The organism is Biformimicrobium ophioploci (genome assembly GCF_030270605.1).
GTDB classification, from domain to species: Bacteria; Pseudomonadota; Gammaproteobacteria; order Pseudomonadales; family Cellvibrionaceae; genus Biformimicrobium; species Biformimicrobium ophioploci.
In genome coordinates, this window is record NZ_BSYJ01000001.1 from 550,216 (window position 1) to 573,089 (window position 22,874).

Annotated in this window: 19 protein-coding genes; 11 read left to right on the forward strand and 8 right to left on the reverse strand. The window is 60.7% G+C overall.

Translation table 11 applies throughout. The features are described from left to right. The 3 genes from QSJ80_RS02365 to QSJ80_RS02375 all read left to right on the forward strand — a co-directional run bounded on the left by QSJ80_RS02365 (window position 1) and on the right by QSJ80_RS02375 (window position 6,724). Window positions 1-1,557 (forward strand): sodium/sugar symporter, encoded by a 1,557-nt coding sequence (locus QSJ80_RS02365; protein WP_285762660.1) that lies wholly within the window; start codon window positions 1-3, stop codon window positions 1,555-1,557. Window positions 1,558-1,626: 69 nt separating this feature from the next. Beyond that, the gene (locus tag QSJ80_RS02370; protein WP_285762661.1) at window positions 1,627-4,800 is read left to right on the forward strand and encodes a glycoside hydrolase family 2 TIM barrel-domain containing protein; all 3,174 of its coding nucleotides are present in this window, start codon (window positions 1,627-1,629) and stop codon (window positions 4,798-4,800) included. Window positions 4,801-4,894: 94 nt separating this feature from the next. Next, entirely contained in the window at window positions 4,895-6,724 is a 1,830-nt protein-coding gene (locus tag QSJ80_RS02375) for a CocE/NonD family hydrolase (protein WP_285762662.1), read from the forward strand. 4 nt (window positions 6,725-6,728) lie between these two features. Here the strand turns inward: QSJ80_RS02375 and QSJ80_RS02380 are convergent, their stop codons facing one another. Beyond that, on the reverse strand, window positions 6,729-7,607 hold the full coding sequence (locus QSJ80_RS02380; protein ID WP_285762663.1) for a YicC/YloC family endoribonuclease: 879 nt from the start codon (window positions 7,605-7,607) through the stop codon (window positions 6,729-6,731). Window positions 7,608-7,716: 109 nt separating this feature from the next. Here QSJ80_RS02380 and rph point away from each other — a divergent pair, with 109 nt between their 5' ends. From rph to QSJ80_RS02395, 3 genes are all read left to right on the forward strand, one after another. Further along, the gene (rph, locus tag QSJ80_RS02385; protein WP_285762664.1) at window positions 7,717-8,436 is read left to right on the forward strand and encodes a ribonuclease PH; all 720 of its coding nucleotides are present in this window, start codon (window positions 7,717-7,719) and stop codon (window positions 8,434-8,436) included. Window positions 8,437-8,699: 263 nt separating this feature from the next. Next, window positions 8,700-9,605: a 30S ribosomal protein S6--L-glutamate ligase gene (gene rimK / locus QSJ80_RS02390; protein ID WP_285762665.1), complete on the forward strand. Its 906-nt coding sequence runs from the start codon at window positions 8,700-8,702 to the stop codon at window positions 9,603-9,605. 3 nt (window positions 9,606-9,608) lie between these two features. Further along, complete coding sequence (locus QSJ80_RS02395) at window positions 9,609-10,646, forward strand: succinylglutamate desuccinylase/aspartoacylase family protein (RefSeq protein ID WP_285762666.1); 1,038 nt, start codon at window positions 9,609-9,611, stop codon at window positions 10,644-10,646. Between the two features lies 1 nt (window position 10,647). On the opposite strand, the gene QSJ80_RS02400 is transcribed toward QSJ80_RS02395, so the two are convergent. Then, complete coding sequence (locus QSJ80_RS02400; RefSeq protein ID WP_285762667.1) at window positions 10,648-11,457, reverse strand: mechanosensitive ion channel family protein; 810 nt, start codon at window positions 11,455-11,457, stop codon at window positions 10,648-10,650. Window positions 11,458-11,544: 87 nt separating this feature from the next. Here QSJ80_RS02400 and mgtE point away from each other — a divergent pair, with 87 nt between their 5' ends. Next, window positions 11,545-12,834: a magnesium transporter gene (mgtE, locus tag QSJ80_RS02405; protein WP_285762668.1), complete on the forward strand. Its 1,290-nt coding sequence runs from the start codon at window positions 11,545-11,547 to the stop codon at window positions 12,832-12,834. 164 nt (window positions 12,835-12,998) lie between these two features. Here mgtE and QSJ80_RS02410 read toward each other — a convergent pair whose 3' ends face one another. After that, window positions 12,999-13,766 carry an exodeoxyribonuclease III gene (locus tag QSJ80_RS02410; protein WP_285762669.1) on the reverse strand — a complete coding sequence of 256 codons (768 nt, stop codon included), beginning with the start codon at window positions 13,764-13,766 and terminating at the stop codon, window positions 12,999-13,001. Between the two features lie 120 nt (window positions 13,767-13,886). Here QSJ80_RS02410 and pyrE point away from each other — a divergent pair, with 120 nt between their 5' ends. Continuing rightward, the gene (gene pyrE, locus QSJ80_RS02415) at window positions 13,887-14,549 is read left to right on the forward strand and encodes an orotate phosphoribosyltransferase (RefSeq protein ID WP_285762670.1); all 663 of its coding nucleotides are present in this window, start codon (window positions 13,887-13,889) and stop codon (window positions 14,547-14,549) included. Window positions 14,550-14,665: 116 nt separating this feature from the next. Further along, complete coding sequence (locus QSJ80_RS02420; RefSeq protein ID WP_285762671.1) at window positions 14,666-15,274, forward strand: hypothetical protein; 609 nt, start codon at window positions 14,666-14,668, stop codon at window positions 15,272-15,274. Between the two features lie 10 nt (window positions 15,275-15,284). On the opposite strand, the gene slmA is transcribed toward QSJ80_RS02420, so the two are convergent. The 4 genes from slmA to coaBC all read right to left on the reverse strand — a co-directional run bounded on the left by slmA (window position 15,285) and on the right by coaBC (window position 20,760). Then, entirely contained in the window at window positions 15,285-15,890 is a 606-nt protein-coding gene (gene slmA, locus QSJ80_RS02425; RefSeq protein WP_285762672.1) for a nucleoid occlusion factor SlmA, read from the reverse strand. Between the two features lie 174 nt (window positions 15,891-16,064). Beyond that, window positions 16,065-16,976, reverse strand: coding sequence for an acetylglutamate kinase (argB, locus tag QSJ80_RS02430; RefSeq protein WP_285762673.1), 912 nt, complete (start codon window positions 16,974-16,976; stop codon window positions 16,065-16,067). An 81-nt stretch (window positions 16,977-17,057) separates the two neighbouring features. Beyond that, on the reverse strand, window positions 17,058-19,523 hold the full coding sequence (locus QSJ80_RS02435; protein ID WP_285762674.1) for a phosphomannomutase/phosphoglucomutase: 2,466 nt from the start codon (window positions 19,521-19,523) through the stop codon (window positions 17,058-17,060). Between the two features lie 28 nt (window positions 19,524-19,551). Further along, a complete protein-coding gene (gene coaBC, locus QSJ80_RS02440) occupies window positions 19,552-20,760 on the reverse strand; it encodes a bifunctional phosphopantothenoylcysteine decarboxylase/phosphopantothenate--cysteine ligase CoaBC (RefSeq protein ID WP_285762675.1) in 1,209 nt (402 codons plus the stop codon). Window positions 20,761-20,851: 91 nt separating this feature from the next. On the opposite strand from coaBC, the gene radC reads away from it, so the two are divergent. Beyond that, window positions 20,852-21,526, forward strand: a complete 675-nt coding sequence (gene radC / locus QSJ80_RS02445; RefSeq protein WP_285762676.1) for a RadC family protein — start codon at window positions 20,852-20,854, stop codon at window positions 21,524-21,526. Here radC and QSJ80_RS02450 read toward each other — a convergent pair. Beyond that, window positions 21,521-22,390: a LysR substrate-binding domain-containing protein gene (locus QSJ80_RS02450; RefSeq protein ID WP_285762677.1), complete on the reverse strand. Its 870-nt coding sequence runs from the start codon at window positions 22,388-22,390 to the stop codon at window positions 21,521-21,523. The genes radC and QSJ80_RS02450 overlap by 6 nt on opposite strands. A 111-nt stretch (window positions 22,391-22,501) precedes the next feature. Here QSJ80_RS02450 and QSJ80_RS02455 point away from each other — a divergent pair, with 111 nt between their 5' ends. Continuing rightward, window positions 22,502-22,837: a MaoP family protein gene (locus QSJ80_RS02455; RefSeq protein WP_285762678.1), complete on the forward strand. Its 336-nt coding sequence runs from the start codon at window positions 22,502-22,504 to the stop codon at window positions 22,835-22,837. Window positions 22,838-22,874: the final 37 nt, after the last annotated feature.

A 22,874-nucleotide genomic window follows, 5' to 3' on the forward strand; every position in this document is an offset into this window, starting at 1 on the left:
ATGGCGATGACAACAGCAGATATAGTGGTATTTGCGTGTTACTGCGTATCCCTGATCGCGGTGGCCTGGTGGGTCTCCAGGGAAAAGGCAGGGCACGAAAAAAACAGCTCGGATTATTTCCTTGCGAGTAATGCCCTGCCCTGGTGGGCAATCGGGTCATCGATCATTGCCGCCAATATCTCTGCCGAACAGATTATCGGTATGTCTGGGTCCGGTTACGCAATCGGGCTCGCCATCGCTTCCTATGAATGGATGGCAGCGATCACCCTGATTGTCGTAGGCAAATTTTTTCTGCCGATTTTCATCGAGAAAAAAATCTACACCATGCCCCAGTTTCTGGAGCAGCGCTTCGATGGCCGGGTGCAGATAGTTATGGCGTTTTTCTGGCTGGCAGTTTACACATTCGTCAACCTCACAGCGGTACTGTACCTGGGTGCGCTCGCCATCAAGACCATTACCGGAATCGAGATGCTGCACGGAATGATATTCCTTGCGGTGTTCTCCGTTGCCTATTCTCTCTACGGCGGCCTCAAAGCCGTTGCGTTGACTGATATCATTCAGGTCATACTGCTGGTCTTCGGGGGTCTGCTGGTCAGCTACCTGGCGCTGGACAGGCTGTCAGATGGCGCAGGGGTAATTGCGGGTTTCAACACGCTGCTGGAGCGGACCCCGGAAAGCTTCGACATGATCCTGTCTTCCGATCATGAGGATTACGTCAGCCTGCCCGGTATTTCGGTTTTGATCGGTGGCATGTGGGTGATGAATATCTCTTACTTCGGTTTCAACCAGTACATCACCCAGCGTACCCTCGCTGCAAAGAACCTGCGCGAGGCGCAAAAGGGTATTGTGTTTGCCGCGTTTCTAAAGTTGCTCATGCCGCTGATCGTGGTGCTGCCAGGTATCGCAGCGCTGGTGCTGGTGCCTGGCCTTGACCGCCCGGACCAGGCCTACCCGGAAATGATGAAGCTGGTTCCTGCAGGTTTGCTGGGCCTCACCTTTGCCGCGCTGGTTGCGGCCATTGCCTCTTCGCTTGCCTCGATGGCAAATAGTATTTCGACGATTTTTACCCTCGATATTTACCGCAAGCTGGTAGCGCAGTCCCCATCTGAGCAGCAGCTGGTTGTGGTGGGGCGGATCGCGGCCGCAACGGCACTTGTGGTTGCGATGATTATTGCAGAGCCTTTGCTCGGAAAGTTGGAGCAGGCATTCCAGTACATTCAGGAATTCACAGGTTTCTTCACTCCCGGTGTGGTGGCGATTTTCATTCTGGGTTTCTTTTACAAGAAGGCTAATGCGAATTCCGCACTCGTGGCCGGTATAGGATCTGTTGTGTTGTCACTACTGGCCAGGCTGTTCTGGCCGGAACTGCCCTTTATGGACAGGGTGGGCCTGGTCTTCCTCGCTTGCCTCGGACTCGGTGTTCTGGTGGCGGGCAAGGACAATGATGCCAAGGCCATTGACCTGAATGGTATCGACTTCTCCACCAGTCGCGGCGCCAATACTTCGGCGCTCAGCATCAGCCTGATTCTCGCTGCACTCTATGTGGCCTGGTGGTAGAACCGGCCACGGCCCCGGGCAGGGTACTTTCCTCGCCCGGGCACGTGCCCCTTTTCGAGGAGACCTGTTTTGAAACATATTCTGATTGGCATTTTTCTCGCGGCCAGTGCTCTGCCTGCCTGTCTTGCAGCGCAGCTACCGGACTGGGGCAACCCGGAAGTTTTCCGTGTCAATAAGCAACCGGCGCGGAGTTTCTTTCATCCGGCACTGTCACCGGGTGACGCCTTCAGCGATACCCCCCTGAGTACACAGAACCACCTTTCACTCAATGGGGACTGGAAGTTCCAGTGGGTGGAGAGTCCTGATGCGCGTCCAGAGGGGTTCGAGCTCCCCGGTTACAACGATAGTGAGTGGGGCACCATTGCGGTTCCGGCCAACTGGGAAATCAACGGTTTCGGCATTCCCTATTACCACTCGCATGCATGTTTTCAGCCCGATGCCGTGCCGCCGGAACTGCCAGCCAGTTACAACCCGGTTGGCTCTTACCGGCAGAAGTTCACCCTGCCAGAAGCGTGGGACGGCAAACGGGTATTCATTCATTTTGGTGCAGTGAAATCTGCTTTCTATTTATGGGTCAACGGGGAAAAAGTTGGTTACTCACAGGACTCCAAGACCGCGGCCGAGTTCGACCTGACGCCGTTCCTGCGCAGCGGAGAAAACCTGCTGGCGCTGCAGGTGTTCCGTTATTCGGATGGCTCCTATTTCGAGTGCCAGGACATGTGGCGCATGAGCGGGATCGAACGGGACGTGTTTCTCTATGCGACACCGCAAGTACACCTCCAGGATTTTCACGCGCGCACAGACCTGGTGAATGGATATCGCGATGGTGTAATCGACTTCAATGCACAGGTCGTAAACACGCAGGATAACCCGGCGCGAAACTACCGGCTGCGGTTGTCCTTGACTGATGCCGACGACAAGGTAGTAGCGGTGCAGACCCTCGAGGTCCCGCCCATAAAGCCGGGCCAGCAAGACCAGGTGGCTACGCGTATCGAGGTGCCCGCTGCAAACCTGTGGAGTGCGGAGCAACCGTACCTTTACAGTCTCCAGCTTGCCCTTGAGTCTGCTGACGGCGAGGCGGTGGAATATATCGGGCACAGGCTCGGCATCCGTTCTACCGAGTACCGCGACGGGCAGATACTGATCAACGGCCAACCCGTTCTGTTCAAGGGCGTCAACCGGCACGAGCATGATCCGGTAACCGGGCATGTCATCTCGCGCGCGTCGATGGAACGCGATGCGCGTCTGATGAAGGAATTCAATATCAATGCGGTGCGTCTCGCGCACTACCCCAATGATCCCTACTGGTACCGCCTGGCTGATGAATATGGGTTCTACCTGATGGATGAGGCCAATATCGAGTCTCATGGTATTGGTGCAGCAAATCAGGGCTCGTCGTATGACCCGTCAATTCATCCGGTCAATAAACCCGAGTGGCGCGCAGCGTACATCGACCGTATCTCCAGTATGTATGAGCGCTCGAAAAACAGCACTTCTGTGGTCATCCGGTCCCTGGGGAATGAGTCCGGGGATGGCCCGAATCTCGAGGCTGCCTACGACTGGTTGAAGCAACGCGATCCCGCGCCCGTCATGTCCGAGCAGGCCCAGCTACGCCGACACACGGATGCCTACGGGCAGATGTATGCGAGCCTCGACCAGGTCATACGGTATGCACGCACGGGCTTCGACGAGCGCCCGGCGATACTGATCGAATATGAACACGCGATGGGCAACTCGCTGGGCAACTTCCAGGAATACTGGGATGCGTTCGAGAAATATGACGCGCTTCAGGGGGGCTTTATCTGGGACTGGGTGGACCAGACTTTTTTACGGGAATCCCCGGGCGGGCAGTCCTATTTTGCCTATGGCGGTGACCTGGAGCCCCCGGCCGTGGCGCACTCGGACAGCTTCTGCGCGAATGGCCTCGTGCAGGCGGATCGCACACCTTACCCCTATTTATGGGAAGTAAAATCGGGTCACCAGAATATTGGCTTCCGGGCACTGGATCTTGAGGCAGGTACGCTGGAAATTACCAACAAACATTTTTTCCGCAGCCTTTCCGGTTGGACGCTGGACTGGCAGTTACTGGAAGATGGTGTGCCGGTGGAAGATGGGGATGGAATCGCCCTGAGCGCTGCTGCGCAGGCTACCCAGAAAGTATCGCTGCCAGTGGAGTACGCGCGCCAACCAGGCCGTGAATATTTTCTGAACCTCACCGTGCGCACCGATGGCGGCGAGCCCCTGCTCACGGCAGGTCATATTGTTGCTACTTCGCAACTGGCCTATCCATCACTTGAAATTGGCGAAATGCCGCGGCAACAGCGCCAGGGCAGTCTGCGTGTGCGTGAAAGTGACACACGAATTGAGCTGTCCAATCGCGACGTCTCGATTATTTTCGATAAGCAGTCCGGGTTCCTGCAGGAGCTGGCATACGGCGGCTCGCAGATACTGGCTGCAGCTGCGCGACCGGAGTTCTGGCGTGCGCCTATCGACAACGACATGGAGGCGCGCGATTACGGCAAGAGCCTCGCAACCTGGCAGTTCGTGGGGCGCAATGCACAGCTCACCGATATTCGAATATCCGAGCGCGGTGAAGGTCATGTGACCATCGCTACCGAGCACTGGCTCGGTGAGGTAAAGAGCCGTTACCGGACTCTGTACAAGGTCCACGGTGATGGCCGTATCGCCGTCGAGGTGAATTTCATTGCCGCACCGCACCAGCAGCAACCGCAACTGCCCCGGCTCGGTAACCTGTTTACCCTGAAACCGGAGTTTGCCGAGGTTTCCTGGTACGGCCGCGGCCCCCATGAAAACTATGCGGACCGCAAGACCTCGGCCCTGGTCGGCCGTTATTCCGCCAGTGTTGCCGATCTGTTCGTACCCTACGTGCGGCCGCAGGAAAATGGTTATCGGACAGATGTACGCGAGGTCAGTTTCACGAATGGTGCCGGTGCAGGGCTGCGTTTTCGCGGCGCTCCGCTGCTGGGTTTTGGTGCGAGCTATTACGATACGGACCAGTTCGATGCATCCCGGGCGGAAGTGAAAAAACGTAACCTGCATCCACACGAGCTCGTTGTCCGTGACAGCATTTTTGTCAATATCGACCTGGCACAGCGGGGTGTGGGCGGCACTGACTCCTGGGGCGCACCGCCTCTATTCGAGTACACATTGCCCTATCTGGACTACCGATATCGTTTCGAGATCCTGCCAGCGGACCTGTCCATGGAAGTTACTGCGAAATAGCGGGGGCGAGCGTATCAGTACACCAATAATCGGATTGCGTAGTGCCGGTAACGCCGGGGTTCCGGCGGCCAGCATAAAGCGGCTTTTCGCTTTTTTGCTGCTGTGGGCGCTGTCCTGCGCGGCCCACGCAGAGCTGGCGCTGAAAAGCCAGATGGTGCCCATGCGTGACGGTATCCATCTTTCTACCGATGTGTATTTCCATGGTGCGCTCAATGAGCCGCGCCCGACAATCCTGATTCGTACGGTTTATAACAAGCGCGGTACTTTCGGCTGGAATCCGGTCTGGAAAATTCTGGTCGAGCAGGGTTACGCGGTGGTGATTCAGGATATTCGCGGGCGCTACGAATCGGAGGGGGTTTATACCGTCGCGCGTGGCAGGCGGGAGGATGGGGTCGACACGCTGGACTGGATTGTTGCGCAGCCCTGGTCCAATGGCCGCGTGGGGTTGAGTGGCTGCTCCTACCTCGGCGAGGCTCAGGTTGTCCTGCAGGCCACCCATCACCCAGCGCTCGTCGTGGGTCAGCCGCAATCCCCGGCGTCCGGCTACTACAGGCCTGGACGTGCCTGGCAGTCCTTTAGTGGCGGTGCTTTTGAATTGGGCCAGACCGCCGGCTGGTTTGCGAACGATGGCACAAAATATTTTTACGGCCCGCCACTGAGCGGTGCCGCCCGGTCTGAATGGTTCCAGTCCGACCATGCAGACGGGTACCAGGCAAAACCAAAACAGGATTTCCAGCGCTACCTCGGCAACATCGCTTCGCTGCCGGTAATGACGCTATTATCGCGCAGCGGCATTTCCCCGACGGACTTTGAAGACTGGCGCGAAAGCGAACCGGATGGGGACTATTTCCGGTCCATGGATCTCGTGCAGGCGGGCGACAGCACTGCGGTCCCGAACCTGTTCTTTGACACCTGGTATGACTATGGCGCCCGGGAAACCCTGATGATGGCGAATCAGTTCAGGCGCAATGCGACCACTTCCGGGGCACGCAATCACCAGTTCGTGGTCATCGGGCCGGGCACACACTGCAACTACCCGGAGCAGGAGAGCGAGTTGAGCGCGGGTGATCGGCCACTGGCAAACACGAGTCGCGACTATGTGCAGATGCAGCTCGATTGGTATGACTACTGGCTCAGGGGAAATACAGATCGACCGGTTAAACGGCCTTTCCTGACTTATTACGTGCTGGGCGCGGACCAGTGGCGCACAGCAGACGCATGGCCGATACCGGGTACGCAGCGCACTCGCTGGTACCTGTCGTCCCCGCAGCCAGCCAATAGCCTGAGAGGTGGAGGGCGACTCCAGACGGTGAAACCACCCGAGCAGGGCAGCGACCAGTTTACCTACGACCCAGCACACCCGGTGCCATCTCTCGGGGGCCATACCTGCTGTACCGGCTCCAGTACCGAGGCTGGCGGTTACGACCAGAGTGCCATTGAGATGCGGGATGACGTGCTGGTTTACAGCAGCCCGCCGCTCGAAGAGGGTATGGAGGTGACCGGCCTTATTCACGCCCGGCTGTTCGTCAGTTCATCGGCAAGGGATACAGATTTCACCGTAAAGCTGGTGGATGTCTATCCCGATGGCAGGGCATTCAATGTGCAGGAAGGTGTTCAGAGGATGCGTTACCGGAACTCGCTGCGCAGCCAGGAATTCATGGTGCCAGGCACCGTGTATGCCATCGATGTGGACCTCAACGCGACCAGTAATTATTTTGCCAAAGGCCATCGTATCCGGGTCGAAATCAGTAGCTCCAACTTCCCGCGCATTGAGCGAAACCTCAATACCGGCCGCTCCAATGCCACCACGTCTGAGTTTGTGACGGCAGAAAATACGGTCTGGTTCGGCGCCGAGCGGGCGTCTTACGTGGAGTTGCCGGTGGTTCCGCGTGAAGGGGCGGGCAAGGAACGTAGTGCGCCCTGAGACATCATTCGATATTTTGCACCTGCTCTCTCATCTGCTCGATCAGTACTTTGAGTTCCACCGCCGCCTGGGTGGTATCGGTGACGATGGATTTGGATGACAGGGTATTGGCTTCGCGGTTGAATTCCTGCATCAGGAAGTCGAGGCGTCGGCCTATGGCGCCGCCACCGGCAAGTACACGGCGGGCTTCGGCCACATGTGCCTCGAGCCGATCCAGCTCCTCATCCACATCGGCCTTCTGCGCAAGGATGACCATCTCCTGCTCGAGGCGGTCGCTGTCCAGTTCGGCCTGCAGCTCCTCCAGCCGCGTGCGCAGCTTGTCTTTTTGTGCCTGCAGGATCTCCGGCAACAGTTCGCGTACCGCCGCAACCTGGTCGACGATGCCGTCCAGGCGCTGCTCGATGAATTTGCGCAGTTCTGCGCCCTCGCGCTGGCGGTTGGCCACCAGCTGAGTCAATGCTTCCTGCAGGGCGGCGACAATGGCATCGCCCAGCGCATCGGTATCGGTCTCCGGTTCGGCCATGACCCCGGGCCAGCGCAGTAGCTCGAGCGGGTCCAGCGGTGCGGCGGTATCCGTCAGGGCGGCGACATGCTCCGCCTTTTCGATCAGGGCGCGCACCAGGGATTCGTCGATCTCTATGCCAGTGGCTTCGAGGCCGGAGTTTCTCAGGGACAGGGTCAGTTCCAGCTTGCCGCGCGAAAGGGCCTTGCGCAGCGCCTCGCGCAGGCGTGGCTCGAACTGGCGCGCCGCTTCGGGCAGGCGGAAATGCGGTTCCAGGTAGCGATGGTTGACCGAGCGCAGCTCCCAGGTGGCGACGCCGCCCCTGTATTCCGCTTCGGCGCGGCCAAAGGCGGTCATGCTGCATACGGTTTTCTGGCCCATGGTTACTTCCTGTCGTCAGTCTCTGTGCAATGCGGCGGATCATAGCATAGGGGAGTAGCCTCGCCGCGGGTATAATGCCCGCGCAATTTACCTGATGGACAACAGATTTATGAGCAGACCCAGTGGCCGCACGCCGGAGCAGTTGCGCGACATCCGCATCACCCGAAACTTCACCCGCCATGCGGAGGGCTCCGTACTGGTGGAGTTCGGTCATACGAAGGTGCTGTGCAATGCCAGTGTGGCTACGGATGTGCCGAGATTCCTGCGCGGCAGTGGCAAGGGCTGGGTTACGGCGGAATACGGCATGCTGCCCCGTTCCACCGGTTCGCGCATGGACCGCGAGGCCGCGCGCGGCAAGCAGGGTGGCCGTACCGTGGAGATCCAGCGCCTGATCGGCCGCTCGCTGCGCGCCGCGGTGGAACTCAGGGCCCTGGGCGAGCACCAGATCACCATCGACTGCGATGTGTTGCAGGCCGATGGCGGCACCCGTACCGCGTCGATCACCGGCGCCTGCGTTGCACTGGTAGACGCCCTGCGCTTTATGCAGCGCGAGAAGCTCATCAGTACCGACCCGCTGCTGCGCATGATTGCCGCGGTATCGGTGGGCATGTACCGGGGCAAGGCGGTGCTGGATCTGGACTACCCGGAGGATTCCGCCGCCGATACCGACCTGAACCTGGTGCTGGCGGAAGACGGCGGCATTATCGAGCTGCAGGGCACTGCGGAGGGTGAGCCGTTCAGCGAGGCCGAGTTCGCGCAGATGTTTGCCCTCGGCAAGGCGGGGATTGCCGAGCTGGTGGCGCTGCAGAGATCGGCGCTGGCTGAGTAGCGGGATTAATGGGGTCAGAGCCTTCGGCTCTGACCCCTTAAATCAAACAGACCATTGGGGCCAGAGCCTATGGCTCTGACCCCTGTCATCTAAAGCTCTGACCCCTACCATCCTCTCCATTTCTCCTGTCGATAAAAATCTTTTGTTTGCGCCAGGCGCAGGCTTGCACCTAAATAGCGCCTCTTTTCCGCGGCTGGCCGTCCCTGTCAGCAATACTCGCGATAACTTTTCTCTTTTGCCGCACCTGTTGACGGGGTTTTGCCATGAAAATTGCGATTTTGTCGCGCAATAAAAATCTCTATTCCACTCGCCGTCTGGTAGAGGCCTGCGAGGATCGCGGGCATGACAGTCAGGTAGTCGATGCGCTGCGTTGTTACATGAATATCAACTCGCAGTCCCCGGAGATCCACGCCGACGGTGAGTTGGTTGGGGGCTTCGATGCGGTCATTCCCCGGATTGGCGCGTCGATCACTTTTTACGGTTGTAGCGTATTGCGCCAGTTTGAAATGATGGGGGTGTACCCGCTCAACGAATCTGTCGCGATCAGCCGCTCACGTGATAAGTTGCGCTCGCTGCAACTGCTCTCCCGCAAGGGTATCGGCCTGCCTGTCACCGGGTTTGCGAATAAGCCGAAGGATATAAAGGACCTGATCGAGATGGTTGGCGGTGCGCCGCTGGTGATCAAGCTGCTGGAAGGTACCCAGGGCATCGGTGTGGTGCTGGCGGAAACCCGCAAGGCGGCGGAGAGCGTCCTCGAGGCATTTATGGGGCTGCACACCAATATCCTGGTGCAGGAGTTCATTAAGGAGGCGGACGGCGCCGATATCCGCTGTTTTGTGATTGGCGAAAAAGTAGTGGCAGCCATGATGCGCAAGGCACCAGAGGGGGAATTCCGCTCCAACCTGCATCGCGGTGGTAGCGCCAGCCTCATCAAAATCAGCCCGGAAGAGCGCAAGACCGCCGTGGCTGCCGCACATGCGATGGGCCTCAATGTGGCAGGTGTGGACCTGCTGCGTTCCTCGCGCGGTCCGCTGGTGATGGAAGTGAATTCATCACCTGGGCTGGAAGGTATTGAAACTGCGACAGGGAAGGATATCGCTGGCATGATAATCGAGTTCATAGAAAAAAATGCGCGCCCCCACCGGACGCGCACCCGAGGCAAAGGCTAATAAGTGACAAAGAAAAATAGTGTGGCGCCGTTCAGTATCGCCGGGCACAACGTGTGGCCGGGGGAGCGGCTCGCGTTCGATCTGGAAGTCGCGCAACTGTATACACATGCGCCACTGAGTATTCCCGTTGAGGTTTTGCACGGGCGAAAGCCCGGTCCGGTGTTGCTGGTGAACGCCGCGATCCACGGTGATGAGCTCAATGGAGTAGAAGTTGTGAGGCAGCTGCTGGCGAGGCTGCAGCCGCACAAGATCAAGGGTACCCTGGTGGCGGTTCCGGTGGTTAATGTATTTGGGTTCGTGCACAAGTCCCGCTATCTGCCGGATCGGCGCGACCTGAACCGGAGCTTTCCCGGTAGCGAGGGTGGCTCCATCGCCGCGCGCATGGCATACCAGTTCTTTACCGAGATCGTGCAGCACTGCACCCATGTCATCGACTTGCATACCGGCGCGATTCACCGCGATAACCTGCCGCAGATCCGTGCCGACCTCTCGACAGAGGCAACCCGCGAAATGGCAGAGGCATTCGGTGCGCCGGTGGTTATTGACGCGGTGTTGCGCGACGGTTCCCTGCGCGCAGAGGCCGAGCAGGCGGATATCCCGGTGCTGACCTATGAGGGGGGTGAGGCTTTGCGTTTTGACAAGTTTGCCATCGCCGGTGGCGTGCACGGGGTCATCAATGTCATGCGCAACCTGGGCATGATGCCCGCCAGCCGGCGCAAGGCGCGCAGTGAGCCCGTTATCGCGCGTTCATCCAGTTGGGTGCGGGCCAACTCCAACGGCATTCTGCTTTCCAAGGTGCGCCTGGGTGACCGGGTCAAGAGGGGCCAATTACTGGCAGAAATATCCGCACCGCTGGGTGCCGATGTCACCGAGGTATTCGCGCACCGCGATGGTATTGTCATCGGCATGCACACCCTTCCGCTGGTCAATGAAGGCGATGCGCTCATGCACCTCGCCTACTTCTCCAGTGGCGCCACCCGCCATGTTGAAGAGCAGGTGGAGGTATTCCGCGACGAAGTGAGTGACCTGGAAATGCACTGAATCAGGCGGGTGTTTTGTCCGTGCTGGTGACCAGGTGCAGTTCCTGTTGTGGGAATGGGATTTCGAGGCCGGCTGCCTCAAGGGCCGGCTTGATCTTGTCCATCAGGTCGAAATAGGTATCCCAGAAATCATCCGTCTTCGTCCACGCGCGCAGGCGTAGCTGTACCGCGCTGTCCGCCAGGGCCATGACGACAAACGTCGGCTCCGGGTCCTGCAGTACACGCGGTTCCTGCGCAACCAGTTGGCGCAGCACCTCGAGTCCCTTGCGGTAGTCATCGCGATAGCGAACGCCGGTGACAATTTCCATGCGCCGGGTTTTATTGCGGCTGGTGTTGGTGATGGTCTGTCCCCAGAGTGCGGTGTTCGGGGCAGAGATAAAAAGGCCGTCCAGGCTTTTCAGTTCGGTGGCGAACAGGTTGATCTCTTTCACCGTCGCAATGGTGCCGCCAAAGTCGATGGTGTCGCCCACCTTGAACGGCCGCAGTGCCAGGATCATCAGGCCGGAGGCGATGTTCTGCAGCGTATCCTTGAGCGCGAGTGCGACCGCCAGTCCCGCAGTACCGAGCACCGCCAGCAGTCCATTGGTGTTGATGGACAGGGTATCCAACGCGGAAAAAATGGCCACAACCACCAGCAGTGAGCGCAGGGAGATTCGCAGTACCGGGAACCAGCTTTCGTCTTCCGCATTTTCCTGCAGGCGTGACAGGGCGCGTCCCAGTGCAAACCACAGAATGATTGTGATCAGGGCGATTACACCGAGCTTGGCGGCGGTGGCGACAGCCGGGTTGGATAAATCCAGTGAGAATGACATTAATTGGCTCCCTGACAGTAGCAGCCGTGCATCGTCGCGGCGGCTTGGATAACATGGCGTCCATTCAATAGCGCGGTAGTGGTTTTTATGCAAGCAGAATCAGAAAACATGGCCCCGCCGGACAACCATCCGGCCAGCATTGCGAACCAGCTTGAATCCCTGCCGCTGAAGGCCCGTCGTGCCCTGTGGGCCGAGCTTCCTAATGATTCCCGCGGTGAGGTGCTGGCCTACCTGCACGACGACGTCCTGCAGACCCTGTTGCAGGAGATGCCGGTCGAGGAAATCGCCGAGGCAGCCGAGCAGATGGAAGCGGCGGAGGTCGCTGATGTCGTCGCAATGCTGTCGGAAGAAGCGGCGCAGGAAGTCATCGATTCCCTCTCCACCGAGGATCGCGCCCAGGTGGAGATGGCGCTGCAGTTTGACGATGAGCAGGCCGGGCGCCTGCTGGACCACGAGGGCATTTCGGTGGGGCGCAAGCGCACGGCAGGCCAGGTGCTAAGGCATATCCGCGCGCGTCGTTTGCCCAACTACACCGACAAGATCTATATCGTGGGTGCGCGCAAGCAGTATCTGGGCGCTGTGGCACTGGCCGATATCCTGGAAGCGGAGGACGATGTACCGGTGGGCGAGCTGCCGATGATCGACAACCTCGATCAGGTTGGGCCGGAAATGCCGCTGGCGGACATGGCTGCGCTGTTCCGGCAGAAGCACTATGTGGAACTGCCGGTGATCGGGCCGGAGGGCATCTGGCTGGGGCGCATCACCCTCGATGATGCCATGGGTGTTATTCAGGATGAGGCAGACCACAACCTGCTGGGCATGGCTGGCCTCGATGAGGAACAGGATCTGTTCGCGCCGGTGCTGACCAGTGCGCGTAACCGCGCGGTATGGCTGGGGGTAAACCTGCTCACCGCCCTGCTGGCGTCGTGGGTGATCGGCAACTTCGAGGATGTGCTGGGCAAGATCGTGGCGCTGGCGGTGCTGATGCCGATCGTCGCGAGTATGGGCGGTATTGCCGGCAGCCAGACCCTGACCCTGGTGATTCGCGGGCTGGCGCTGGACCAGGTGCGCAGTGACAACTGGCGCGCGCTGCTGCGCAAGGAAATTGGCGTGGCCATGCTCAACGGCGTGGTGTGGGCGCTGGCGGTGGGGCTGATCGCCTGGCTCTGGTTCAGTAATCCGATTATCGCCATGGTGATCGGCACGGCGATCATGATCAACCAGATGGTGGCGGTGCTGGCGGGGCTGGCGATACCGATGGTGCTGGAGCGGTTTGGAATGGATCCGGCCCTGGCGGGCTCGGTGATCCTCACCACGGTGACGGATGTGGTGGGCTTTCTCAGCTTTCTTGGCCTGGGCAGCCTGTTGCTGCTTTAAAGATATGTGGGGTCAGAGCCAACGGCTGTGACCCCGAAAGTCGAAGATTCCTGGGGTCAGGTTCAAGAACCTGACCCCTTCAAGTCAAGGGGGTCAGAGCCATTGGCTCTGACCCCGTATGTCCAAGATTAATGGGGTCAGAGTTAACACTCTGACCCCATCTGTTAGATCTCTATGTCGTAATCCATGGTCAACGGCAGGTGGCTGGAGAACAGCGCATTCTTGTTGATCGCACCGTACTCCACCCGGCCCTTGAGGCTCTCGGAGATGACCTGCATATCGGTGCGCCATCCGTCGCCCTCACCCACGGTGCCGCTCGGCCACCAGCTGAATTCGTCGGAATCCTTGACCACCTTGCGGAACGCATCGACGTAGCCGATCTCGGTGAACAGCTGTTCCATCCAGCGCTGCTCGTGGCGCATGAACCCGGGGGAATCCTCGTGGTCCTGCCAGTTTTGCACATCGGCGCGGCGGTGCGCCATGCCCCAGTCACCGCAGAAGATGAAGTCGCGGCGCTTGCGGCTGATCTTGTGCAGGTGCGCCTGCATGTCCTCGAAGAACTTAACCTTGGCTTCCAGCTCTGCCTCTGTCTTGGCAGGAGGTGCCATCAACGAGCCGACACTGAGGCGCTCGAAGTCCGCCTGCAGGTAGCGCCCGTCCATATCGGCACCATTGGCAAAGCCCATACCGAAGATAAGGGCCTTGGGTTGCTGGCGGGTATAGATGGCTACGCCGTTGTGGTGGGCCACGCCGGAATCAAAGATATAGGTGAAGTAACCATCCGGGTGGAAAATCGGGTGGTCCAGCTCGTACTCGAGGGCGCGCAGGTCCTGCAGACAGATGATGTCCGCGTCCTGGGTGTCCAGCCACTCGTACAAACCGCGCTGTGCTGCCTGGTGAATTCCATCCACAGACAGGCTTACAATTCTCATTATTAGCCCCTTACCAGCGGACTGTGTAAAATTAATAGACTTATTTCGACAGTCGACACTCATTCGTCCTGAATGAGAAACGCCTTTCTATTCACCTTAGCTAACCGTGGACGATTTGCCATGCAGCCGTACCAGCACGACTTTATTGACCTCGCACTGCAGCAGCAGGTGCTCTGTTTTGGCGATTTTACCCTGAAGTCGGGACGCCGTAGTCCTTATTTTTTCAATGCTGGTCGATTTCGCAGCGGCGCGGCCCTGGCCGCCCTGGGTCGCTTCTATGCGGAGGCGATCGTGGCTTCCGGCATTGAGTTCGATGTGATTTTCGGGCCCGCCTACAAGGGCATCCCGCTGGGCGCGGTCACCGCAGCGGCGCTGGCGGATTTTCACGATCCGGCCCAGCGCCGGGATGTGGGCTTCTGCTACAACCGCAAGGAAGCCAAGACCCACGGCGAGGGCGGCACCCTGGTCGGGGCGCCGCTGGAGGGCAAGGTGCTGATTATTGACGACGTGATTACCGCCGGCACCGCGATCCGTGAAGTGATGGATATCATTGCCGCGCACGAGGGTGCAGAGCCTGCCGGGGTACTAATTGGACTTAACCGTCAGGAAAAGGCCGGGGATGGCAGCGACACCTCCGCTATACAAAAAGTGGAACAGGAGTACAATATTCCGGTGGTCAGTATTGTTGCACTCAATGACATCATCGATTATTTAAAGGGTGATGGTTCCGAAAGTGATGTGCTGGCGCGGGTAATTGCCTATCGCGAGGAGTATGGTGTATAGCGCAGCCCGGGCATTCAAGCGGTTCTGCCATGGAAGGTAAGGCGGGGTAATCGCAAATATTGGCGTAAAAGTATACAAATAACCCCCGCAGGGTACGCAAGGGAATAACAACAATTATGAATAGGGCGTTGAAACAGGCGTTATCAGCGATTATTGCCCTGGGGCTTGCCGGGGCAGCAAGTGGTCTGCCGTCTGACGATCGCGGCAACCTGCGCTATCGATATGTGAATGAACACGGTATCAAGGTGATCGCCGCACAGGTGCCACCGCGCTTCGTGGGCAAGGGTTACGAGGTCCTGAGTCCGAGCGGGCAGGTGCTGGAAGTGGTGCCGCCGGAGCTGACCGGCGAAGAGCTGGCAGCCCAGCGGCACCGTATCGAGCAGGAAAAGGCGGACAGGGAACTGCGCCGTCGCTACAGCAGTGAGAAGGACATCGACGATGCCCGCCGGCGCAAGCTCGCGACCGTACAGCAGGACATGGCGATCATGCGCTCCAATATCATGAATTTGCGCAGTGAAGTGCGGAAGGAAGAAGCCACGGCGGCCCGCCTGCAGCGCAACAACCGCCCCGTATCTGCAGAGGTGTCACAGCGCATCCAGGTGCTGGAAGGGGAGATTGCCCTGATCCAGACCCGCCTGAACAAGCGCACCCGCGAGGCGGAAGCCATCAACGAGCGCTATCAGGGCTACATGAAGCGTTTCCGCGAGATCAGCGCGCGGCGCTGACCTGACCGGTTCAGCCCACTGTTGCGGTTTCGCGGAAGAAGCCCTGCACCAGCACTGGCCACTGCTCGGCCCAGTACTCTGTGGGGCGCCGCTTAAAGCCACTGCGCACATACTGCATGATGCGCCCCTCCGCCGCGGCGAGTAACAGGCTCGCGGCCGATCCCACCGGAATGCTCGGGCGCTGTTGCTCGCGCAGCTCAGCCTCTCTCAATACCTGCTTCAGCTGCGTTTCCAGCCGATCGAACAGTTGCAGGATGCGTGCGCGCAGGCGCTCGGTTTCGCCGGTCAGTGCATCGCCGGTGAGGATCCGGGTGATGCCCGGGTTGCGCTCACAGAAAGCCAGCAGCAGGTGCAGGATCTTGTGGCAGCGTGCCAGCGCCTGTGGTTCGTCTTCCATGATCAGCGCGATGCGAGAGAAGATGGTCTCTTCGATGAACTCGATCAGGCCCTCGAACATCTTGGACTTGCTGGGGAAGTGACGGTAGAGCGCAGCCTCGGAAACACCCACCTCGCGCGCAAGCGCCGCGGTGGTGATGCGGGAGCCCGGACTGGCCTCCAGCATATGCGCCAGCGCCTCGAGGATCTGCTGACGACGATTGATCTTTTCGTTGGACATAACCCCCTGCCCCCTTGAGTAAAGCGCTGGCCACCGCCTGCTGGCGGAGCGAGCATCCTAGCTTTTCACCTGTCGCGCTTCAATTGTTTACCGGCCGGTGCGCCCAGTTTTATGTGTGCGCGAACCGGATCGGCAACTTAATGCACGATCTGCCTTATTTTTGTGCTCTGGCAATCAACCCTGCTCGCCGTTGCGGTTGGTGATCAGTGTACCGACCCCCGCATCTGTGAAAATTTCCAGCAGCACAGCGTGCGGCACGCGGCCGTCGATGATATGCGCCGAGGCCACGCCGTTTTTCACCGCATCCAGCGCACAGCGGATCTTTGGCAGCATGCCGCCGTAGACGGTGCCATCCTCGATCAGGCCGTCGACCTGTTTGGTGCTGAGGCCGCTCAGTACGGTGCCAGACTTGTCCTGCAGGCCCGCCACATTGGTGAGCAGCAGCAGTTTCTCCGCACCGAGTACCTCGGCGATCCTGCCAGCCACCAGGTCGGCATTGATGTTGTAGGAGGCCCCCTTGTCATCGACCCCGATGGGCGCGATGACCGGGATAAAGTCGCCACCCACCAGCATGTCGATCACGCCGGTGTTCACGTCCTGGACCTCGCCCACATGGCCGATGTCGATGATTTCCGATGCCTGGAAATCCGGGGAGGTACGTTTTACCTCGAGTTTGCGAGCGCGGATCAGGAGGCCGTCCTTGCCGGTAATACCCACCGCGCGGCCGCCATTGTTGTTGATCAGGTTGACGATCTGCTTGTTGACAGTGCCGCCGAGTACCATCTCCACCACGTCCATGGTTTCGCTGTCGGTCACGCGCATACCGTCGACAAAGCGCGACTCGATATTGAGCTTGCCCAGCAGTTCGCCAATCTGCGGGCCACCGCCATGCACCACCACCGGGTTCATGCCGACCAGTTTCATCAATACGATGTCCCGCGCAAAGCTGTCCTGCAGCTGGCGGTCTACCATGGCGTTGCCGCCGAACTTGACCACGATGGTCTTGCCTGAAAAGCGCTGGATATAGGGCAGCGCTTCGGACAGCACTTCGGCTGTCTGCAGCGCACTACTGCGGTCGAGTGACATCGGTAAAAACTTCCGTTGTTGCGTTACTGGTTATGGGTGTACTGATCAGTACTTTTTCGTGTATTGGCCCGGGTTCGTGTATCAGCCCGGGATGCGCAGGTCCGGGGCAACGCGCTGCAGCTGCAGTGCGATGTCCTGGCGGATGCGTGCCAGTGCGGCCTCATCCACCGCTTCGAAGCGCAGCGTCAGTGCGGCGGTGGTGTTGGAGGCGCGCACCAGTCCCCAGCCATCGGCGTAGTCGACACGGATACCATCCACGGTGGTTACGTCGCCATCGCCGAAGTCGCCCTGTTGCAGCAGGGTTTCCACCAGTGCGAACTTCTCAGCTTCCGAGACCGGCAACAGGATTTCCGGCGTGCTGACGTACTGCGGCAGTGAATCCAGCAGTTCGTCCAGCGACTGTTCGCGCAGGGCCATGATTTCCAGCAGGCGCGCCGCTGCGTACATGCCGTCATCGAAGCCGAACCAGCGCTCCTTGATAAAGATGTGCCCGGAAAGCTCGCCGCCGATCAGGGCGCCGGTTTCCTGCATCTTGGCCTTCATCGGCGAGTGGCCGGTTTTCCACATTACCGGGCGGCCGCCGTACTGGTTGACCAGCTCGGTGACGGCGCGACTGCACTTCACATCAAAGATGACATCGGCACCCGGGTGGCGCGACAGCACATCGCGGGCAAACAGCATCAGCAGCTGATCCGGCCAGCAGATGCGGCCGCTGCTGCTGACCAGGGTGACGCGGTCGCCGTCGCCGTCCAGTGCGATACCCAGGTCCACACCGGCTTCCTGCACTTTCTGCACCAGCGGCTCGAGGTTTTCCGGGCGCGACGGGTCCGGCGCGTGGTTGGGGAAGCGGCCGTCGATCTCGCAGAACAACTTGGTCACCTGGCAGCCCAGCTGTTCGAACAGGCGTGGCGCCAGCTCGCCGGTTGCGCCGTTACCGGCGTCGATCACCAGTTTCGGCGTACCTGCCAGGGCCACGTCGTTATAGATATGGTCGATGTAGTTGGCACTGACATCCTGCTGGCGGTTCTTGCCGGCACCGCTGCGGAAGTCGTCACCGCGCATGCGCTGCAGCAGTTCCTGCAGCCGGTCGTCCGCCAGTTGGCGGCCACCAATCACGATCTTGAAGCCGTTGTATTCCGCCGGGTTGTGGCTCGCGGTCACCATCACGCCGCTGTGGGTAGCCTTGCCAAGCGCAGTGACGAAATACATCACAGGGGTGGGCACCAGGCCCAGATCAACGGTATGGCAGCCGGTGCTGAGGATGCCCTCGATCAGGCAGCTGCTGAGGGTGGCACTGGTGGTGCGGCCATCGCGGGCGACCACCATCATGCGCTCGCCCTCTTCCAGCGCCAGGGTGCCGAGGGCGCGGCCCAGCTGGTAGGCGAACGGCTCGGTGATCTCGTCGCCGGCAATGCCGCGGATGTCGTAGGCGCGGAAGATATGGTCCGGGTAGTCTGCTTCCTCGCTGGCCGTGGGCGCGGCAGCGGGCATCTCCGAAAGCGATTCCACGGCTTTCTGCTTGTGGCGTGCGCGGGCCTCGCGCGCGGACATATATTTCTCGTCGACTTCGAGTTCTGCTGGCGTGAGCGGGCGCGGCACCACAGGCTTGCGCTTGACCACTTTCGGTTTGGGTTCCGGGTACAGGCGGATCAGCAGCAGGGCGCTGAGCAGCGCCACCGCCACGAATGCGCTCACCAGCAGGGTGCCGGACTCGGAATAGCGCTTGGCAAACGCCGGCGAGGCCACGAATTCCATATACAGGTGGCTGTCGGCAACGTGGATGCTGGCCACCTCGCTGGCACCGCCGGTACCGGCACGCCACAGGACCTGTGGCAGGGCGTCGGGGAATTTCTGGGTGACCGTGATCTGGCCTTCGCTCTGGTCGAACGCGGCGAACTCCTGCGAAATATCCTCAAAGGCGATGGTCACCAGGATGGTGCCGAGCAGCTTTTCGCGGCCGGCCGGCTGGAAATTGACACTTTCCGGGCGCGCACTGCCAAAGCTGGACTGTTCGCTGGCACGACCGCCATCGGTGACGCGGATCGCGGTGTGGATCTGCCACTTGTCCTTCAACTTGAGGATTTCCGGCAACTGCGGACGGCCCGCCTCGGAGCGGTTGATCAGGTCGGCGAGGGCGTAGTTGAGTTCCACCTGGGTGCCGCTGCCGGCACGCCCCTCACGGAAGGGGAAGTACTGTACGGCAACCGTCTTGGGCCTCGCCTGGAATACCGCGCGGCGCGCCTTTTCCACGGTCTGCGGGGAGTCATCATAGATCACCCCGGCGCGCTCGAGGTCGCGTCGCAGCCCGGCGAAATACAGTTGCAGCCGGCGCGCGTATTTCTTGGCGGTCTGCTCGGCGGCGTTCTTGACCTGTTCGCGGCTGACGTCGGCAATCAGTTTCTGGTAACTGTAATAGCCAAACCCGCCCCAGGCGGCGAGCACGAGGCAGAGCCCGGCGATCAGGCCCTTGTCGAATTTTGCCAGCAGGTTGCCAGTGCCCTGAGTGGCGCCGGGCTTTTGGGTCTTGGATAGCAATTGCGAAAACACGGATGTTCCCCAGGGTTTTATCGTTTTTTTACTTCTGTTTTTTGTTCTGCAAAATCAGGTCGAGCAATTGCCCGGCAAGTTCCGATTTCAGTGCCAGCGGCAGTTCGCGGGTCTGCTGGCGGTCGATCACCAGCACCTGGTTGCTGTCGCTGTCGAACCCGATATCCGCGCGGCCCACATCGTTGGCCACGATCATGTCCAGGTTCTTGCGCTGCAGCTTGTCCTGCGCGTACCGGGCCACATCACGGGTCTCGGCCGCAAAGCCGACCGTGTAGGGGCGCCGGTCCTTGCGCGCGGAGATGCCGGCAATGATGTCCGGGTTCTTCACCAGCGCGATGCTGGCGTTGTCGACGCCGGCCTCTTTCTTGATCTTGTGCTCGGCGGCCTGGTCCGGGCGGAAATCCGCCACCGCGGCGGCACCGATAAATATGTCCGCGCTGTCGGCGGCCCGCTCGGCAGCCTGCGCCATCTCCTGCGCGGAACCCACGTCGACCCGCTCTACCCCGGCCGGGGTTGGCAGGTTGACCGGGCCGGCAATCAGGGTGACTCGTGCACCGCGACGCTCTGCCGCCTGCGCCAGGGCAAAGCCCATCTTGCCGGAGCTGTGGTTACTGATGTAGCGCACCGGGTCCAGCGGCTCGCGGGTGGGCCCCGCGGTTATGGCGATATGCAGCCCGGCGGCATCACCGCGGGCAAAGAAGCGCGCGGCGCGCTCCGCCAGCTCGACGGGCTCCAGCATGCGCCCGGGGCCAACATCGCCACAGGCCTGACTGCCGTCGTCCGGACCCCACAGCTCGACCCCGCGTGCTGCGAGGGCGGACGCGTTTTCCAGCGCGGCGGGGTGGCGCCACATGGCCTGGTTCATGGCCGGTGCCAGCGCCAGCGGCGCCTCGGTGGCCAGGCACACGGTGCCGAGCAGGTCGTCGGCCATGCCGGTGCGCAGGCGCGCCAGGGTATTTGCGCTGGCGGGCGCCACCAGTATCAGGTCCGCCCACTTGGCCAGCTCGATATGGCCCATGGCGGCCTCTGCGTCCGGATCCAGCAGGTCCGTATGCACCGGGTTGCCCGACAGGGCCTGGAACGTCAGTGGCTGCACGAACGCGGTGGCGCCGCGGGTCATGACCACGCGCACCTCGGCCCCGAGCGTGCGGAGCTTGCGTACCAGGTCGGCGCTTTTGTAGGCGGCGATGCCGCCGGTTACGCCAAGAAGCAGCCGTTTTCCAGCCAAGCCTGCCATAGACCGTCCAAATTCCAGACAAATAGCGGTTAAGGTTAGCATTTTCGCGCCGCCAGCACAGCTGTGGCGCCGCCATATCAGGGACGGAATGATGGCAATCAGTGACTGGCCGGCGCTGGAGCGGCCCAGGGAGAAACTGCTCGCGCGGGGACCGGGCGCACTCTCGGATGCCGAGCTGCTGGCGATATTCCTGCGCACCGGGGTAACCGGCATGTCCGCGGTAGACCTGGCACGCAGCCTGCTCGCGGACTTTGGTGGCCTGCGCGCACTGCTTGAGGCAGGCCGCAGCGAGTTCTGCCGTGGTCGTGGCCTCGGTGACGCCAAGTACGCACAGCTGCAGGCGGTGCTGGAAATGGGCCGCCGGCATTTGTCGGAGACCCTCAGCCGCGGCAGCGTGATGGACAGTCCGCAGGCGGTGCGGGATTTCCTTGCCAGTCGGCTGCGTCACCGTCGGCGGGAGGTCTTTGCCTGCCTGTTCCTGGACAAGCAGCATGCAGTGATCGAATACGAGGAACTGTTCGAGGGCACCCTGGATGCGGCCAGCGTGTATCCGCGCGAGGTGGTGGCGGCTGCCCTGCGCCACCACGCTGCGGCGGTGATCCTGGCCCACAACCACCCGTCCGGGGTGGCCGAGCCCAGCGGTGCCGATATCGCCATCACCGGGCGCCTGCGCGAGGCGCTGGCGCTGGTGGATGTGGCGCTGCTGGATCACCTGGTGGTCGGCGATGGCCATGCGGTGTCGCTGGCGGAACGGGGCCTGCTATAGCACCTGGGCGCTGCCAGCGGACAGGCTGGACTGGAGCTGCTGGGCGAGTCGCTGTACGGCCTCTGTCTGGGCCCCGCCGCCCAGCCAGCTGGCATATATCTCGCGCTGGATTACCGGCGCACCGGCAACCGGCGCCAGCCGGCCGCCCTCCTGTGCCTTTTCCGTCACCACCGCCGGCAGGTAGGCAAAACCCTCGTTGGCCAGCAGGTAGTTGAGTGCCACCCGCGCACTGTTGCTGTACAGGCGCGGTGTCGGCAGTTCCGGCAGCGCCTTGTGCAGTTCCAGTCCGAAGCGCAGGCCCCAGTCAATCTCGACCCAGTCCAGTCTGGCGAGGTCGTCGATGGTCGTCCCCTCGCTGGTACCCACCAGCACCATGTCCACGCTGCTGACCACCCGATGCTTGAGCTCGTCGACCTTGGGCGGGTCGAACATCAGTGCGATGTCCAGGGTCCGTTCGAGCAGTTGCCGTATCAGGGTGTCGGGGCCGAGGGCCTCGGCGCGCACGGCGATACCCGGGGCGTCCGCGAACAGGTCGCTGATGCGCTCTGCCAGCAACACCTCCCATATATTGGGGCTCGCGCCGATGGCCAGCTGCACCGTTTCCGATGACCCCAGCGCGATATCCTGCGCGGCCCGTTGCCAGCCTGCCAGCAGGGCCTCGGCATGAGGCATCAGGCGGCTGCCGGCCGGAGTCAGCTGGATGTTGTTGCGGTGGCGGTAGAACAGCTCGGTATCGAGTTTGGCCTCCAGTTGCTTGACCCGGGCGCTTACCGCCGACTGGGTCAGGTAGAGGTTTTCCGCGGCGCGGCCAAAGTGGCGGCAGCGCGCCACTTCCAGAAAGGTGCGGAGCAGTTCCGTATCCAAAAAAATCACTCCTCACGATAGAAATTTTTTGCTGTACCGCAGTATGCCCCTGCGGCTTAAATTCGCCAAAACATCCCGTGCAAAACGTGACCGAAAGGGGGAGGACTGGCAATGCAGATCGATTTCTCCGGCTACGAGTTCAGTGCGCAGCCGTGGTACGACGACAATTTCACTATGGGGTTCCACCGCTGTGGTGAGTTTTCCATCCGTGAGGCGGATTTCCTGACCCACTACGGGCGCCTGTTGAAGCGCCTGTGCTCCGGTGAGATGCCGCCGGCTACAGCTGAGCAGGCGCGCCTGTTGCAGGTCGCGACCGGCGAGCTGCCGGCGGAAACCTTCCCGGAAAGGGTGTGGTGCAAATACCTGAAGGTGGTGAGCCGCAATGGATATGCGCCTTCTTCAATATCGAGAGTGGCGGACGCCGCAGACAACGACGAAGACTCGTAAACCCGCGCGTAGCAAAGGGCGCCAGCCCATTTCTGGA

Coding starts and splice junctions, on each gene's coding strand:
- coaBC (WP_285762675.1), bottom strand. CDS start 20,760: ATGGCAGGCTTGGCTGGAAAACGGCTGCTTCTTGGCGTAACCGGCGGC.
- QSJ80_RS02420 (WP_285762671.1), top strand. CDS start 14,666: ATGAATAGGGCGTTGAAACAGGCGTTATCAGCGATTATTGCCCTGGGG.
- slmA (WP_285762672.1), bottom strand. CDS start 15,890: ATGTCCAACGAAAAGATCAATCGTCGTCAGCAGATCCTCGAGGCGCTG.
- QSJ80_RS02380 (WP_285762663.1), bottom strand. CDS start 7,607: ATGGGCCAGAAAACCGTATGCAGCATGACCGCCTTTGGCCGCGCCGAA.
- mgtE (WP_285762668.1), top strand. CDS start 11,545: ATGCAAGCAGAATCAGAAAACATGGCCCCGCCGGACAACCATCCGGCC.
- QSJ80_RS02455 (WP_285762678.1), top strand. CDS start 22,502: ATGCAGATCGATTTCTCCGGCTACGAGTTCAGTGCGCAGCCGTGGTAC.
- QSJ80_RS02400 (WP_285762667.1), bottom strand. CDS start 11,457: ATGTCATTCTCACTGGATTTATCCAACCCGGCTGTCGCCACCGCCGCC.
- radC (WP_285762676.1), top strand. CDS start 20,852: ATGGCAATCAGTGACTGGCCGGCGCTGGAGCGGCCCAGGGAGAAACTG.
- rph (WP_285762664.1), top strand. CDS start 7,717: ATGAGCAGACCCAGTGGCCGCACGCCGGAGCAGTTGCGCGACATCCGC.
- QSJ80_RS02410 (WP_285762669.1), bottom strand. CDS start 13,766: ATGAGAATTGTAAGCCTGTCTGTGGATGGAATTCACCAGGCAGCACAG.
- pyrE (WP_285762670.1), top strand. CDS start 13,887: ATGCAGCCGTACCAGCACGACTTTATTGACCTCGCACTGCAGCAGCAG.
- QSJ80_RS02365 (WP_285762660.1), top strand. CDS start 1: ATGGCGATGACAACAGCAGATATAGTGGTATTTGCGTGTTACTGCGTA.
- argB (WP_285762673.1), bottom strand. CDS start 16,976: ATGTCACTCGACCGCAGTAGTGCGCTGCAGACAGCCGAAGTGCTGTCC.
- rimK (WP_285762665.1), top strand. CDS start 8,700: ATGAAAATTGCGATTTTGTCGCGCAATAAAAATCTCTATTCCACTCGC.